Below are 13,818 nucleotides of genomic sequence, written 5' to 3' on the forward strand. Positions count from 1 at the left end.
CCACCAGCGATAATCGGAACCGAACCGAAAGCACAGGTGCACATGAGGCATCCGGATTGAAAAGCGGATATGCTAAGCACTGGTTGGATAATGAAGAACACAAAATGGATAAACTTTTTTCCCGCTTCGAGCGCTGGACCAATCCGCTGCCGGCCGATGAGGCCACGCAGCCGCCCCGCGGCCTATATGCCTTTTGCCGCCATTACACCCGCGGCTTTGAACTGCAGTTAATTATCATGTCGGTGCTCACCGCACTGCTGGCCATGCTGGAAGTGTCGCTGTTTGGTTTTATGGGCCAGCTGGTGGATTGGCTGGTGGACAAGGATCCCAGCACCCTGTTCGCCGAGGAAGGCCGAACCTTGCTGTGGATGACGCTGTTGCTGCTGGTAGCCATTCCCGTGTTGGTATTGCTGCACGCGCTAATTGTCTACCAGAGCCTGCTCGGCAACTATCCCATGGCCATACGCTGGCTGGCACACAGATATTTACTGCGCCAGAGTGTGTCTTTCTATCACAATGATTTTGCAGGTCGCATTGCCACCAAGGTCATGCAAACGGCGCTCGCCGTACGGGAAACCGTGATGAAACTGCTGGATGTGCTGGTCTACATATTGGTGTATTTCACCACCATGGTGGTGATGATAGCCAAGGCCGATCTGCGTCTGGTGCTGCCAATGCTGCTGTGGCTGTGCTGCTATATCGGCCTGCAATGGTATTTCGTGCCACGCCTGAAAAAGGTCGCCACCGAACAGGCCGATGCCCGCTCCACCATGACCGGCCGCATTGTCGACAGCTACACCAATATCACCACGGTTAAACTGTTCGCCCATACCCAAAGAGAAGCCGATTATGCCCAATCCTCCATGGAGGGCTTTCTGCAGACTGTGTACCGGCAGATGCGCCTGGTGACCGGCATCAACGTCAGCGTGCAGATCCTAAACTACCTGCTGGTTTTTTGCGTCGCCGCCATGTCCATTTGGCTGTGGAGCGAGAGTGCCATCACCATAGGCGCCATCGCCATTGCCGTCAGCCTGGCACTGCGACTCAACGGCATGTCCCAGTGGATCATGTGGGAAGTCAGCTCGCTGTTTGAAAATATAGGGACTGTTGCCGATGGCATGAATACCCTGTCGAAGCCAACCCAGATCCAGGATGCGCCCGATGCGCCGCCACTGAAAGTCAAACACGGCCAGATAGACATACGTAACGTCAGCTTTCACTATGGCGAATCACACGGCGTCATAGAGGGACTGGATTTATCCATCGCCGCCGGCGAAAAGGTCGGTCTGGTGGGCCGCTCCGGCGCCGGTAAGTCAACCCTGGTGAATCTGCTGATGCGCTTCCACGATGTGGAGCGCGGTGAGATCTGCATCGATGGCCAAAATATCACTCAGGTCAATCAGGATTCACTGCGGGCCCACATAGGCATGGTGACCCAGGATACCTCGTTGCTGCATCGCTCCATTCGGGAGAACATTCTTTATGGTCGTCCCGATGCCAGTGAAGAAGAATTGCTGCAGGCGATACGCAAGGCCCAGGCAGCAGACTTTATTGCCGAGTTGTCCGATCCCGATGGTCATCAGGGACTGGACGCCAAGGTGGGAGAGCGTGGGGTCAAACTGTCGGGCGGCCAAAGGCAACGTATTGCAATCGCTAGGGTGCTGCTCAAGGATGCGCCGATATTGATCCTGGACGAGGCCACCTCGGCACTGGATTCCGAAGTGGAAGCGGCGATCCAGGAAAGTCTGTATCAACTGATGGAAGGCAAGACTGTGATAGCCATTGCCCACCGCCTGTCGACCATAGCGGCTATGGATCGCCTGATAGTGCTCGATGAAGGCAGAATTGTTGAACAAGGCAGCCACCAGCAGCTGGTGAAAAGCGGCGGTATCTATGCCCAGCTTTGGGCACACCAGACCGGCGGCTTCCTCGGCGTCGAATGATCGCGATAACAACGGCTTGCCGGTTCGCCGGCAGCCCCTTTGTTTTCCCGCAAACAAGACAAAGACACAGGCTTTGTAAGCCACGTCATTCAACACCATAAACGCACCAGTTTCCGGGCTCGAAGATATCTGACCGGTGAGCTGTGGCAGTACTGTTTATTGGCTTGATTTAATTAGCTGATTGATAGAAAAAACATTGAAAACAAAAAAGCCACCCTAAGGTGGCTTTTTCCTGCCTGAGCAGTATTTGGTGGAGCTAGACGGGATCGAACCGTCGACCTCTTGCATGCCATGCAAGCGCTCTCCCAGCTGAGCTATAGCCCCGAAATCTTCGCTGAATGGCAAACATTTCAGAATTTGTGGCATCCCCTAGGGGATTCGAACCCCTGTTACCGCCGTGAAAGGGCGGTGTCCTAGGCCTCTAGACGAAGGGGACCCTGGACCTAAGTGTTTAGACTCGCTTAGAAGAGTGTGGCATCCCCTGGGGGACTCAAACCAATGTTACCGCCGACTCTCTACCAGAGAAAGTGAGCGGTGTCCCAGGCCTCGAGACGAAGGGAACCCTGGACTCACAGTTAAACTCTGTGAAGAGTATTTGGTGGAGCTAGACGGGATCGAACCGTCGACCTCTTGCATGCCATGCAAGCGCTCTCCCAGCTGAGCTATAGCCCCGAAATCTTCGCTGAATGGCAAACATTTCAGTATTTGTGGCATCCCCTAGGGGATTCGAACCCCTGTTACCGCCGTGAAAGGGCGGTGTCCTAGGCCTCTAGACGAAGGGGACCCTGGACCTAAGTGTTTAGACTCGCTTAGAAGAGTGTGGCATCCCTTGGGGGATTCAAACCACTGTTACCGCCGACTCTCTACCAGAGAAAGTGGGCGGTGTCCTAGGCCTCTAGACGAAGGGGACCCTGGACCTAAGTGTTTAGACTCGCTTAGAAGAGTGTGGCATCCCCTAGGGGATTCGAACCCCTGTTACCGCCGTGAAAGGGCGGTGTCCTAGGCCTCTAGACGAAGGGGACCCTGGACCTAAGTGTTTAGACTCGCTTAGAAGAGTGTGGCATCCCCTAGGGGATTCGAACCCCTGTTACCGCCGTGAAAGGGCGGTGTCCTAGGCCTCTAGACGAAGGGGACCCTGGACTCACAGTTAAACTCTGTGAAGAGTATTTGGTGGAGCTAGACGGGATCGAACCGTCGACCTCTTGCATGCCATGCAAGCGCTCTCCCAGCTGAGCTATAGCCCCGAAATCTTCGCTGAATGGCAAATATTTCAGAATTTGTGGCATCCCCTAGGGGATTCGAACCCCTGTTACCGCCGTGAAAGGGCGGTGTCCTAGGCCTCTAGACGAAGGGGACCCTGGACCTAAGTGTTTAGACTCGCTTAGAAGAGTGTGGCATCCCTTGGGGGATTCAAACCACTGTTACCGCCGACTCTCTACCAGAGAAAGTGGGCGGTGTCCTAGGCCTCTAGACGAAGGGGACCTTGGACGAAACCTGTTTTGACTCCGGTTTCAAGGAGTGTGGCATCCCCTAGGGGATTCGAACCCCTGTTACCGCCGTGAAAGGGCGGTGTCCTAGGCCTCTAGACGAAGGGGACCCTGGACGAAACCTGTTTTGACTCCGGCTTCAAGGAGTGTGGCATCCCCTAGGGGATTCGAACCCCTGTTACCGCCGTGAAAGGGCGGTGTCCTAGGCCTCTAGACGAAGGGGACCCTGGACGAAAACCGATTAAACTCAGGTCTCCAAGAGCATTCAACCTACCGTTTAGGTAGGTTGACCAAGGCAAAGATAACTTGGTGGAGCTAGACGGGATCGAACCGTCGACCTCTTGCATGCCATGCAAGCGCTCTCCCAGCTGAGCTATAGCCCCAAGCTATCTCACCTCGCATTTGAGTGCGTTGCCAGCGTTAGCGGCCCCTTGTCTCAACTGCGAGGCGCATTCTATGCAGCACACCCAAATGTGTCAACGCCTTTTTTAGGCATTTATTCTATCTGCTACAAAATCAACCGCTTTGGAGATTCTTTGCTCAGAACGGGCCTTTCCAATGAGCAGCAAAGTCAGATCCAATGCGGGCGATTGACCGGCACCTGTCACCGCCACCCGCAGAGGCATTCCCACCTTGCCCATACCCACGTCCAATTCGGTAGCCGTGGCTTCGATGGCTTGATGAATTGCTTCCAGGGTCCACTCAGGCAATGCCGCCAATTTCTGCTGTACCAGCTTCAATGGTTCCAGTGCCACGCCGCGCAAATGTTTCTTGGCTTGCTCGGCATCGAACTCTTCAAAATCTTCATAGAAGTAGCGGCTGGAAGCGGCCAGCTCCTTGAGGGTCTTACTGCGTTCGGCCAGAGCCGATACCACTTCAGCCAAGGCAGGACCATTACTTGTGTCTATACCCTGGTCCTTCATGTGCCACTCAAGGTGACTGGCAACGTAAACGGGATCCAGGCTCTTGATATAGTGCTGGTTCAGCCACAAGAGTTTTTCGGTGTTGAAAGCTGAGGCCGCCTTGTTGATATCATCCAGGCTGAAGTATTGCTTCATTTCCTCGATGGAGAACACCTCCTGATCGCCATGGGACCAGCCCAGACGCACCAGGTAGTTCAGCAGCGCCTCCGGCAGGAAACCATCGTCGCGGTATTGCATCACACTTACGGCACCGTGACGCTTGGACAGCTTGGCACCATCATCGCCCAGGATCATTGATACGTGGGCATATTCAGGGATAGGGGCACCCAGGGCCTTGAGAATATTTATCTGACGGGGGGTGTTGTTGATATGGTCTTCACCACGCACCACATGGGTAATATTCATATCCCAATCATCCACCACCACACAGAAGTTATAGGTAGGGGTACCGTCGCTGCGGGAAATGATCAGATCGTCCAGTTCTTCGTTGGCAATCTCAATACGACCACGCACATGGTCATCAAATACCACACTGCCCTCTTGCGGGTTCTTGAAGCGCACCACAAACGGCTCGTCGGTAGTGCGCGGTGCAGCATTGCGACAGCAGCCATCGTACTTCTGGCGTTCGCCCTTGGCGGCCTGCTCTTCACGCAGTGCTTCGATACGCTCGCGGGAGCAATAACATTTATAGGCGGTGCCGGCTTGCAGCATCTGGGCGATGATCTCGTTGTAACGATCAAAGCGCTTGGTTTGGTAGTAAGGGCCTTCATCCCAGTTCAGGTTCAGCCACTGCATACCTTCCAGAATGGCATCACAGGCTTCCTGGGTAGAACGTTCAATATCGGTGTCTTCAATGCGCAGCACAAATTCGCCTTGATTGGCGCGGGCGTGGAGCCAGGAATAAAGCGCGGTACGAGCACCGCCCACATGCAGGAATCCTGTTGGGCTGGGAGCAAAGCGGGTTTTGATTGTCATAAGCGGACATTAACCTATATAGAAGAAACGGCCCTTGAGCCGGACACAGATAAAAAGTGGCGATATTCTACCAGCCAAATCAAGGATTGGAAAACCATCCACTCCAGTCAGTCCTTCCCGCCACCGGCATAGTCCCGGCATCGGGGACGAAAGTCTGACGCGCCCTGCCCCAACACGCCATATTGGTCCCTCGCTTGCGGCACCGCAAAACCCGCATCTACAGCGCCGTTTTTTAGTAAATCATCCCCCGCTGAACTATGCTTTGCCTTAGGTACAGCACAGGACACGACCATGGCACACGTCAGTCAATCAGCTTCGCTTACCAGTATCGCGGCCTATCTTAAACTGGCACACAATTACGACGAGCAAACCGCCCTCAGGGAAGCCCGGGAAGTCATGCACAATCTGGTCACCATGCGTCAGAAGGGATTTATTGATGGCTGGTACTTTGATGAACAGGGTCACCTGGAACTCCTGCCCAGCGATGCAGTGCTGCGCCGTCTGGGCGCCTCCAAATAAATGGGTGGAAACCCACCCACCCCCCACATCGGCGTGAGCGATATCTCACCCAATCAAGCCGGGTTCGTGACCCAGATCATATTCATAACACGCTGATGTTAAATGGGTTAACCAATTGTGAATAGAGTTGGCTTGGCTTTTGCCTATACTGTTTCATACCTCGAGGGATTTCAAGGCAGTAGATCCCCCAAGGCAGGACAGCTGTCCCGCCGAGGACAATACCCACGACAACAAAAGGGAAACCAAAATGAAACACAGCTATCAACAAGGCTTTCGCAATAAACTCTTTGCCCTGACCAAGGTTACCGCACTCGCGGCCCTGCTCGGCACCAGCTTTGGTGCATTGGCAGAGCCGGTAGAGATCAAGTTTTCCCATGTGGTGGCAGAAAACACTCCCAAGGGTCAGATGGCACTCAAATTCAAGTCGCTGGTAGAAGAGCGTCTTCCCGGCGAGTACAAGGTCAGCGTGTTTCCCAACTCACAGCTGTTTGGTGACAACAACGAGCTGGCGGCCCTGCTTTTGAACGATGTGCAGTTGGTTGCCCCTTCCCTGTCCAAGTTCGAACGTTACACCAAGAAATTGCAAATTTTTGATCTACCCTTCCTGTTCGACGATATGGCCGCCGTTGATCGCTTCCAGCAAAGCGAAGCCGGCCAGAAGCTGCTGAACTCCATGAACCGTAAAGGCATCGTTGGCCTGGGTTATCTGCACAACGGCATGAAGCAATTTTCTGCCAACAACCCACTGCACCTGCCAAAGGACGCTGAAGGCGAAAAATTCCGCATCATGGCCTCCGACGTGATTGCCGCCCAGTTTGATGCCATTGGTGCAATACCGGTGAAAAAACCCTTCTCCGAAGTGTTTACCCTGCTGCAGACCCGCGCCATCGACGGCCAGGAAAACACCTGGTCAAACACTTACTCCAAGAAGTTTTATGAAGTCCAAAGCCACATCACCGAAAGTAATCACGGCGTGCTGGACTACATGGTCGTCACCAGCGACACCTTCTGGAAAGGCCTGCCCAAAGACAAGCGCGATGTCATTAAAAAGTCCCTCGACGAAGCAATCGCATTCGGCAATGAAATCGCTGCTGCCAAAGATGAAGAAGACAAGCAGGCTATCCTGGCATCCGGTCGCAGCACCCTGGTCACCCTGACACCCGCCCAGCGCCAGCAGTGGGTCAATGCCATGAAGCCCGTGTGGGCCAAGTTCGAAGATCAGATTGGCAAAGACATGATTGAGGCCGCTCTGGCTGCCAACAAGCAATGATGAAACCGTCCGGCCCCAAACCCGGGGCCGGACACACACAAGCACGCCAGGGATGGTTAAAAATGCCAGGAGGCAGTGGCTAAGTTGGGGAAAACAAAGTGATATCTCGTATATTGGGTTATTTTGAAGAAGGGTTTCTAAACCTGCTGATCACCCTCATGACCTTGTTGGTGTTTGGCGAAGTTATCGCCCGTTTTTTCTTCAATACCGGCTTCCTGTGGATTGAAGAGCTGACGCTGACCATCTGCGGCTGGTTTGTATTATTTGGTATGTCCTATGGCGTTAAGGTCGGGGCCCACATTGGGGTGGACGCCTTTGTACGCACCCTGTCACCCGGGCCGCGCAAGGCAACCGCAGTGATAGCTGCACTGGTCTGCCTGGTTTATTGCGTGATGTTTCTGGTGGGCAGCTGGGATTATTTGGGGCAGATGTACCAGATAGGCGTGCCCATGGAAGACATAGATTTTCCCCACTGGCTGATTGCCAAAATGGATCCCGACTTTACCTGGGACACACTGCGAATCGACCCGGAAGACCCCGCTGTTCCACTGTGGATCTCCCAGAGCATTCTGCTGATCGGCTTTTCCATGCTCACCTGGCGCTTTATCGAGCTGTTCATTGCCATACTGCGCAATCAATCCGTGGGATTCAGTTTCCATGATGAAGCCAAAGAAAGCATGCACCTGATTGACGCTGATACCGATAAGAAAGATAACGAGGCCCAGCCATGACAATCGCCACCCTGTTTCTATCCCTGTTTCTGTGCATGCTGCTGGGCATGCCCATCGCCATCGCGCTGGGCTTTTCGAGCATGTTGACCATTTTGCTCTTTTCCAATGATTCCCTGGCATCGGTCGCACTGAAACTCTATGCCTCGACCGCCGAGCACTACACCCTGTTGGCCATCCCCTTTTTCATTCTGTCTTCCGCCTTTTTGTCCACCGGCGGGGTGGCACGGCGGATTATCGAATTTGCCATGGACAGTGTCGGCCATATTCGCGGCGGTCTGGCCATGGCCTCTGTCATGGCCTGTATGCTGTTTGCCGCCGTATCCGGCTCTTCCCCCGCGACCGTAGCCGCCATTGGTTCAATCGTTATCGTCGGTATGGTACGCGCCGGTTACCCTGAAAAATTTGCCGCCGGTGTTATCACCACCTCAGGCACCCTGGGCATTCTCATCCCACCGTCCATTGTGATGCTGGTCTATGCCGCAGCCACCGAGGTCTCGGCGGCCCGCATGTTTATGGCCGGTTTAATCCCCGGTCTGCTGATGGGCTTCTTGCTGATGCTGGCCATCTACATAGTCGCCCGCTGGAAAAACCTGCCTTCACGGCCCTTTCCCGGGGTAAAGCCATTGCTGAAATCCAGTGCCAAGGCCATGGGTGGATTGGCGCTGATTTTCATCGTGTTGGGTTCCATCTATGGCGGTGTCGCCAGCCCCACAGAAGCGGCGGCGGTGGCCTGCGTTTACGCCTACTTAATCGCCGTCTATGGCTACCGTGATATTGGGCCGATGAAAGGCATTGCCTGGCGTAATCCCGGTGAAAATCTGCTCAAAGCCTGTGGCCGAAATATCTGGTTCAGTCTGCTGACCCTGATAAAAACGCCGGTGGACAGGGAGATCCGCCAGGTGGTGCGTGATGGTGCCAAGGTCAGCATCATGCTGCTGTTTATCATTGCCAACGCCATGCTGTTTGCCCACGTATTAACCACGGAACGTATTCCTCATGTGATTGCCGAAACTATAGTGGGCTGGGGCTTGCCGGCCTGGGGATTCCTCATCATAGTCAACCTGCTGTTGCTGGCAGCGGGTAACTTTATGGAACCTTCCGCCATTTTGCTCATCATGGCCCCGATTCTGTTCCCCATTGCCACCCAACTGGGTATAGATCCAATACACCTTGGCATCATCATGGTGGTCAACATGGAAATAGGCATGCTGACACCGCCGGTGGGGCTGAATCTGTTCGTGACCGCAGGCATTACCGGACGCAGCATAGGCTGGGTTATCCATGCCTGTCTGCCCTGGTTGCTATTGCTGCTCGGCTTCCTGGTGCTTATCACTTATGTGCCGCAAATTTCGCTGTTCCTGCCCGAATACCTTGATGCACTGCAAGGTTATAGGTAAGTACCGGGCAATAGCCTTGATTCTCGTTGATTTTTAAGCGAGCCTTAGACCATGCCGAGTGCATGGTTTAAGGTTTTTCGGGAGACATAGATGCTGCCTGTGACGGCAAAAATCCGCAGAAAAATGCTATTGGCACTGCTTATTGCTGCCGGCCTGTTCCTGACGTTAAGGCTGACAGCCTGGTATCATGTGCACCAGGGTGAACAAGCGTTGGCTCAGGAGTCACGGCAGCAACTGTCACAATTGATCAGCCTGCTCGACGGCTTGCTGTCCCGATTCGAAACCATACCCCATGTACTGTCCACCAACCCCACCCTGGCCAGCGCCCTGCTCGACCAACAAAATGACCAAAAGCGCCACGAGCTGAACCTGTATCTGGAAGAACTGCAACACGTCACCGAAGCCTCGGATATCTACCTGATTGATGCCTTGGGGATTGCGGTGGCCGCCAGCAACTGGAAACAGAGCTTCTCCTTCATTGGCCAGGATTACTCTTTCAGGCCCTACTTTATCGAGGCTATCTCCGGGCGACTAGGCAGGTACTATGCCGTCGGCACCTCAAGCGATAAAAGGGGTTTTTATTTTTCCTACCCAATATACGACCGGGGCACCATATTGGGTGCCATAGTGGTCAAGGTTGATATTGCCGATATAGAACAACAGGCCACCGGCATTGCCGAAGCCGGCCAATATGAGTACCTGATAACCGATCCCGACGACATAGTGTTCTTATCCAGCCGGGCCGAGTGGCGCTTAAGTTCACTGACACCTCTGACCCAAAGTAAACGTTTTGCCCTCAATGCCAGCAAGCGCTACGCCAATCGCGCCATCAATGAGCTGCTGATCCGCCCGCCTTACAGTCGAGCAGGCAAGGAGAAGGCCCCCCAAAGCTACCAGATCCCAACGAACGGAAAGCGTCTTTACTACATGGATACCCAACAGGAAATGGCCAAGGCCGGTTGGCGGGTGCACGTGTTGTCGCCCATGAAGCCACTCCATGATGAATTGCCGATGCTGCTGTTGCTGGCCGCCAGCTGTTATGGCTTGCTGGTGGTGGGTTTGCTGCTGCATAACGAGCGCAAACGCAGCCTGGCCCGCATGCTGCAGGCCAGGGATCAATTGGAACAAAGGGTGCGGGAACGCACCCGGGATCTGGAAGCCGCCAATACCAAACTCAAAGACACCCAGGATGAGCTTATTCAGGCGGCCAAGCTGACAGTCATCGGCAGCCTGTCAGCCAGCATCAACCATGAGCTTAACCAGCCGCTGGCTGCTATTCGCAGCTATGCGCAAAATACCCAGACCTTCCTGGCCCGCGACATGCGTGAACGGGCCGGCGACAATATCCGCATCATAGTGGAGCTCACCGACAGGCTGGCTGAAATCGTCGGCCAATTCAAAAGCTTTACCCGCAAGAGTCAGGGCACCGATACGGCCACCGACATAGGTGAATGCATACGCCAGTCCCTGACCATAGTGCAGCCGGAAATCGACAAGCAAGGGGTGGAGCTCAAGTTGGCGCTGCCGGATCAGAAAATTGAAGTCTGGGGCGATAAGGTACGATTGCAACAGGTGTTGGTGAACCTGATGAGCAACGCCATAGTGGCCATGGCCCAATGCCCCCACAAGAGACTGCAACTTAGCGCCATCGCCGATGAAAAACTGCGGATCCGCATTCAGGACAACGGTCCCGGGGTGCGTGAAAGCCAGATGCAGAAAATATTTGAACCCTATTACACCACCAATGAACGCCAGGGACTTGGCCTGGGGCTGTCCATCTCCCAAAGGATTATCGAATCCATGCAGGGCAGCATCCAGGTGTCCAATGCCGATACTGGCGGCGCCGTTTTTGACATTATTTTGCCCCTCTACCGGCACGAAGGATCCCACGCGTCATGAGCAGTCCGCAACTTGAAAATATCCAGGTACTTATCGTCGATGATGAGCATCATATAGGCACAGTGTTGGTGCAATTGTTTGAGCTGGAAGGCTTAAGTGCGGTCCACACCACGGATCCGCGCACCGTGAGCGCCGCCCTGAGCCGCGATTGGCCCGGCGTCATAGTATCGGACGTCAACATGCCGGCCCTTGACGGTATCAGCCTGCTCTCCAAAATTCGCGCCATCGATGCGGATTTGCCTGTGGTGCTGCTCACCGGTTTCGGCGATATCGCCATGGCGGTCAATGCGCTTAAGCAAGGCGCCTACGATTTCCTGGAAAAACCCTTCAATAACGAGCATATGCTGGATGTGGTCAAGCGGGCGCTGGAGAAACGGGCCCTGACGCTGGAGAACCGAAACCTGAAACGGGAACTGGAATCCCACAAGGTGCCCGGGCCAAGGATCCTCGGCCACAGCCCCGGCATAGTGCATATGCGCCATATCATAGACAGGGTGCTGGATACCCCGGCGGATGTGCTTATCGAGGGCGAAACCGGCACCGGCAAGGAACTGGTGGCCCGCTACCTGCACGATCACAGTAATCGCCAGGGAGCCAACTTTGTCGCCATCAACTGCGGCGCCATTCCGGAAAATCTGATTGAGAGCGAACTGTTCGGCGCCGAGGCCGGGGCCTTTACCGGGGTGGACAAAACCCGTATCGGCAAGTTCGAGTACGCCAATGGCGGGACCCTGTTTCTCGACGAAATCGAAAGCACCCCCATGTCCTTGCAGGTCAAGCTGCTGCGGGTACTGGAGGACAGAAGGGTGGAACGCCTGGGATCAAACAAAAGCATCCCCCTGGACATTCGGGTGGTTGCCGCCACCAAGGTGGATCTCAAAGCCTTATCCGACAAAGGCGAATTTCGCCAGGATCTGCTCTACCGCCTCAACCTGGTGACAGTGCCCATCCCGCCGCTGCGGGAACGTCGTGAAGACATTCCGTTGCTGTTTCTGCATTTCGCCCGCCTGGCGTCGGCCCGTTACCACAGGGAACTCATAGCGCCAAGCAGCGCCCAGCAGGCACTGATGAGTTCACACGACTGGCCCGGCAACGTCCGCGAGCTGCGCAATCTGGCCGAACGTTACGTGCTGCTGGGAGCCGAAGCGGCCTTTGCTGGCAATCTGGGAACAAGCAGCCAGCTGCATTCGAGTATGTCATTGACCCAAAGGGTGGAGTTTTTCGAGAAGATGTTGCTGGAAGAGGCCCTCAGTCACAACAAGGGATCCATCAAGTTAACCATGGAGCAACTGGAGCTGCCCCGCAAAACCCTGTACGACAAGATGCGCAAGTATGAACTCGACCGCAAACACTATCTCAATTTCGACAGCGGCGAAGACTGACCGGAGTATCAAGTTGACGGGATTTTGCCAGGTGCTGCCAGCGCCATAATGCCAGGGCATTGGCCGCAATCAACAGCAAGGATCCCGCCACCACGCCCTGCCAATGCCAGGTCTGCCAGAAGGGCATTAAAAAGGGGCCGCCCAGGGCCGCGCCGAGATAATAGCTGCACAGGTAAAGCGCTGTGGCCTTGGCCCTGTGCTGCTCGGCGCCCAACGCCACCAGACTGTTACAGCAGGCATGGATCAGAAAGAAACCACAGGCGCTGCAAAGGAATCCCAGGCAAATGGCCAACTCGGTATTGGCAAGAGTCAAAACGCTGCCCAGCGCCATCAGGCCAATGGACAGAATAAGCAGGGGCACAGTCCCCAGCTTGTTCATCAACCGGGCCGACTGACCGGAGCTCAGGGTACCGCTCAGATAACACAAAAATATCAGAGTGGCCTGAAACCGGTTCCAGCCAAAGGGTTCGGCCATCAGATGCAGCTGAATAAAGCTGAACTGGTTCACCATCACCATAAAGGCCAATCCCCCCAGTAGATAGAGACCACGCAAATACGGATTACCAAGGTGCAGCACAAATCCCCCGAGAGCGCCCTGCCCCTGGCGCACGTGGCGTTTGTCAGCGCCCCTGTCTATGCCAAGCAGCCACTGTGCCGAGGCCACCAGCAGCAAGGTCAACACAGTCAGCAACAGCACAGCCTGATTCCAGTCCAGATATTGAGCCATTACGCCGCCCAGCAAGCGACCGGCTATGCCGCCGAAACTGTTGGCTGCAATGTAGAGCGCTGCTGCCGTCATCAGCATCACAGGAGGCAGTCTGTCCTTAAGATAAGCCATGGCGATGGCCGGTACCGAAGCCAGCAGCATGCCCTGCCCCAATCTCAGCCACAGCAACGCATCAAAGTCAGGCACCCAAAACAGCAACAGATTGGACAGGGCCAGCAGCCACAGGCTTGCGATTAAAGGCCGGCGGCGGCCAATTCTGTCCGACAACAAGGCATAGCCCAGCAGAGAAAGAGCCAGGGAAAAACTGGTTACCGATACCACCAGGGTACTGTGACCGGCACTGACATCGAAACGTTCGGCCAACATGGGCAGCATGCCCTGGGTCAGATAGAGGTTGATGAAGATAGCCACAGAAGCCAGCGACAAACCATAAATCAAACGTTGACCATCAGTTCCGGAGAGAGAATAAGTCTGGGAATCGGCCATCTTGCGCCCCTGATAGTTGGCAATGGACACAGGATATCAAGCCTAATAACATAACCATAATAGATGTTTGTTATACGAT

Annotated in this window: 9 protein-coding genes and 11 tRNA genes; 7 read left to right on the plus strand and 13 right to left on the minus strand. The window is 54.7% G+C overall.

Going from position 1 to position 13,818, the window contains the following annotated elements:
- Positions 1 to 104 precede the first annotated feature (104 nt).
- The gene (locus JYB85_RS11590; RefSeq protein ID WP_207379431.1) at positions 105 to 1,943 is read left to right on the plus strand and encodes an ABC transporter ATP-binding protein; all 1,839 of its coding nucleotides are present in this window, start codon (positions 105 to 107) and stop codon (positions 1,941 to 1,943) included.
- Positions 1,944 to 2,191: 248 nt separating this feature from the next.
- Here JYB85_RS11590 and JYB85_RS11595 read toward each other — a convergent pair.
- The 12 genes from JYB85_RS11595 to gltX form a co-directional block, all read right to left on the minus strand.
- Positions 2,192 to 2,267: transfer RNA gene (locus JYB85_RS11595), tRNA-Ala, on the minus strand.
- Positions 2,268 to 2,303: 36 nt separating this feature from the next.
- Positions 2,304 to 2,379: transfer RNA gene (locus tag JYB85_RS11600), tRNA-Glu, on the minus strand.
- Between the two features lie 160 nt (positions 2,380 to 2,539).
- Positions 2,540 to 2,615: transfer RNA gene (locus JYB85_RS11605), tRNA-Ala, on the minus strand.
- A 36-nt stretch (positions 2,616 to 2,651) separates the two neighbouring features.
- Positions 2,652 to 2,727 (minus strand) — tRNA-Glu (locus JYB85_RS11610).
- Positions 2,728 to 2,889: 162 nt separating this feature from the next.
- Positions 2,890 to 2,965: transfer RNA gene (locus JYB85_RS11615), tRNA-Glu, on the minus strand.
- A 36-nt stretch (positions 2,966 to 3,001) separates the two neighbouring features.
- A tRNA-Glu gene (locus JYB85_RS11620) sits at positions 3,002 to 3,077 on the minus strand.
- A 34-nt stretch (positions 3,078 to 3,111) separates the two neighbouring features.
- Positions 3,112 to 3,187: transfer RNA gene (locus JYB85_RS11625), tRNA-Ala, on the minus strand.
- Between the two features lie 36 nt (positions 3,188 to 3,223).
- Positions 3,224 to 3,299 (minus strand) — tRNA-Glu (locus JYB85_RS11630).
- Positions 3,300 to 3,464: 165 nt separating this feature from the next.
- Positions 3,465 to 3,540 (minus strand) — tRNA-Glu (locus JYB85_RS11635).
- Between the two features lie 39 nt (positions 3,541 to 3,579).
- Positions 3,580 to 3,655 (minus strand) — tRNA-Glu (locus tag JYB85_RS11640).
- Positions 3,656 to 3,737: 82 nt separating this feature from the next.
- Positions 3,738 to 3,813: transfer RNA gene (locus JYB85_RS11645), tRNA-Ala, on the minus strand.
- A gap of 105 nt (positions 3,814 to 3,918) precedes the next feature.
- Positions 3,919 to 5,328 (minus strand): glutamate--tRNA ligase, encoded by a 1,410-nt coding sequence (gene gltX / locus JYB85_RS11650; protein ID WP_207379432.1) that lies wholly within the window; start codon positions 5,326 to 5,328, stop codon positions 3,919 to 3,921.
- 291 nt (positions 5,329 to 5,619) lie between these two features.
- On the opposite strand from gltX, the gene JYB85_RS11655 reads away from it, so the two are divergent.
- The 6 genes from JYB85_RS11655 to JYB85_RS11680 all read left to right on the plus strand — a co-directional run bounded on the left by JYB85_RS11655 (position 5,620) and on the right by JYB85_RS11680 (position 12,526).
- Positions 5,620 to 5,847 (plus strand): hypothetical protein, encoded by a 228-nt coding sequence (locus JYB85_RS11655; RefSeq protein ID WP_207320181.1) that lies wholly within the window; start codon positions 5,620 to 5,622, stop codon positions 5,845 to 5,847.
- A 247-nt stretch (positions 5,848 to 6,094) separates the two neighbouring features.
- On the plus strand, positions 6,095 to 7,117 hold the full coding sequence (locus JYB85_RS11660; protein ID WP_207379433.1) for a TRAP transporter substrate-binding protein: 1,023 nt from the start codon (positions 6,095 to 6,097) through the stop codon (positions 7,115 to 7,117).
- Positions 7,118 to 7,215: 98 nt separating this feature from the next.
- A complete protein-coding gene (locus tag JYB85_RS11665; protein ID WP_228730091.1) occupies positions 7,216 to 7,848 on the plus strand; it encodes a TRAP transporter small permease in 633 nt (210 codons plus the stop codon).
- Entirely contained in the window at positions 7,845 to 9,245 is a 1,401-nt protein-coding gene (locus tag JYB85_RS11670; protein ID WP_207379434.1) for a TRAP transporter large permease, read from the plus strand. Before JYB85_RS11665 ends, JYB85_RS11670 begins: the two co-directional genes overlap by 4 nt.
- Positions 9,246 to 9,335: 90 nt before the next feature.
- Positions 9,336 to 11,144 carry a sensor histidine kinase gene (locus tag JYB85_RS11675; protein ID WP_207379435.1) on the plus strand — a complete coding sequence of 603 codons (1,809 nt, stop codon included), beginning with the start codon at positions 9,336 to 9,338 and terminating at the stop codon, positions 11,142 to 11,144.
- Complete coding sequence (locus tag JYB85_RS11680) at positions 11,141 to 12,526, plus strand: sigma-54-dependent transcriptional regulator (protein ID WP_207320185.1); 1,386 nt, start codon at positions 11,141 to 11,143, stop codon at positions 12,524 to 12,526. The genes JYB85_RS11675 and JYB85_RS11680 overlap by 4 nt, the downstream gene beginning before the upstream one ends.
- Here the strand turns inward: JYB85_RS11680 and JYB85_RS11685 are convergent.
- Entirely contained in the window at positions 12,501 to 13,739 is a 1,239-nt protein-coding gene (locus tag JYB85_RS11685) for an MFS transporter (RefSeq protein ID WP_207379436.1), read from the minus strand. The two genes, JYB85_RS11680 and JYB85_RS11685, sit on opposite strands and share 26 nt — an antisense overlap.
- Positions 13,740 to 13,818: the final 79 nt, after the last annotated feature.

It is taken from the genome of Shewanella sedimentimangrovi (genome assembly GCF_017354965.1).
Taxonomy (GTDB): domain Bacteria; phylum Pseudomonadota; class Gammaproteobacteria; order Enterobacterales; family Shewanellaceae; genus Shewanella; species Shewanella cyperi.

What these genes read in the sequence shown, in the direction of transcription:
- JYB85_RS11590 (WP_207379431.1), top strand. Translation starts at nt 105, where the DNA reads ATGGATAAACTTTTTTCCCGCTTCGAGCGCTGGACCAATCCGCTGCCG.
- JYB85_RS11675 (WP_207379435.1), top strand. Translation starts at nt 9,336, where the DNA reads ATGCTGCCTGTGACGGCAAAAATCCGCAGAAAAATGCTATTGGCACTG.
- JYB85_RS11655 (WP_207320181.1), top strand. Translation starts at nt 5,620, where the DNA reads ATGGCACACGTCAGTCAATCAGCTTCGCTTACCAGTATCGCGGCCTAT.
- JYB85_RS11680 (WP_207320185.1), top strand. Translation starts at nt 11,141, where the DNA reads ATGAGCAGTCCGCAACTTGAAAATATCCAGGTACTTATCGTCGATGAT.
- JYB85_RS11670 (WP_207379434.1), top strand. Translation starts at nt 7,845, where the DNA reads ATGACAATCGCCACCCTGTTTCTATCCCTGTTTCTGTGCATGCTGCTG.
- JYB85_RS11685 (WP_207379436.1), bottom strand. Translation starts at nt 13,739, where the DNA reads ATGGCCGATTCCCAGACTTATTCTCTCTCCGGAACTGATGGTCAACGT.
- JYB85_RS11660 (WP_207379433.1), top strand. Translation starts at nt 6,095, where the DNA reads ATGAAACACAGCTATCAACAAGGCTTTCGCAATAAACTCTTTGCCCTG.
- gltX (WP_207379432.1), bottom strand. Translation starts at nt 5,328, where the DNA reads ATGACAATCAAAACCCGCTTTGCTCCCAGCCCAACAGGATTCCTGCAT.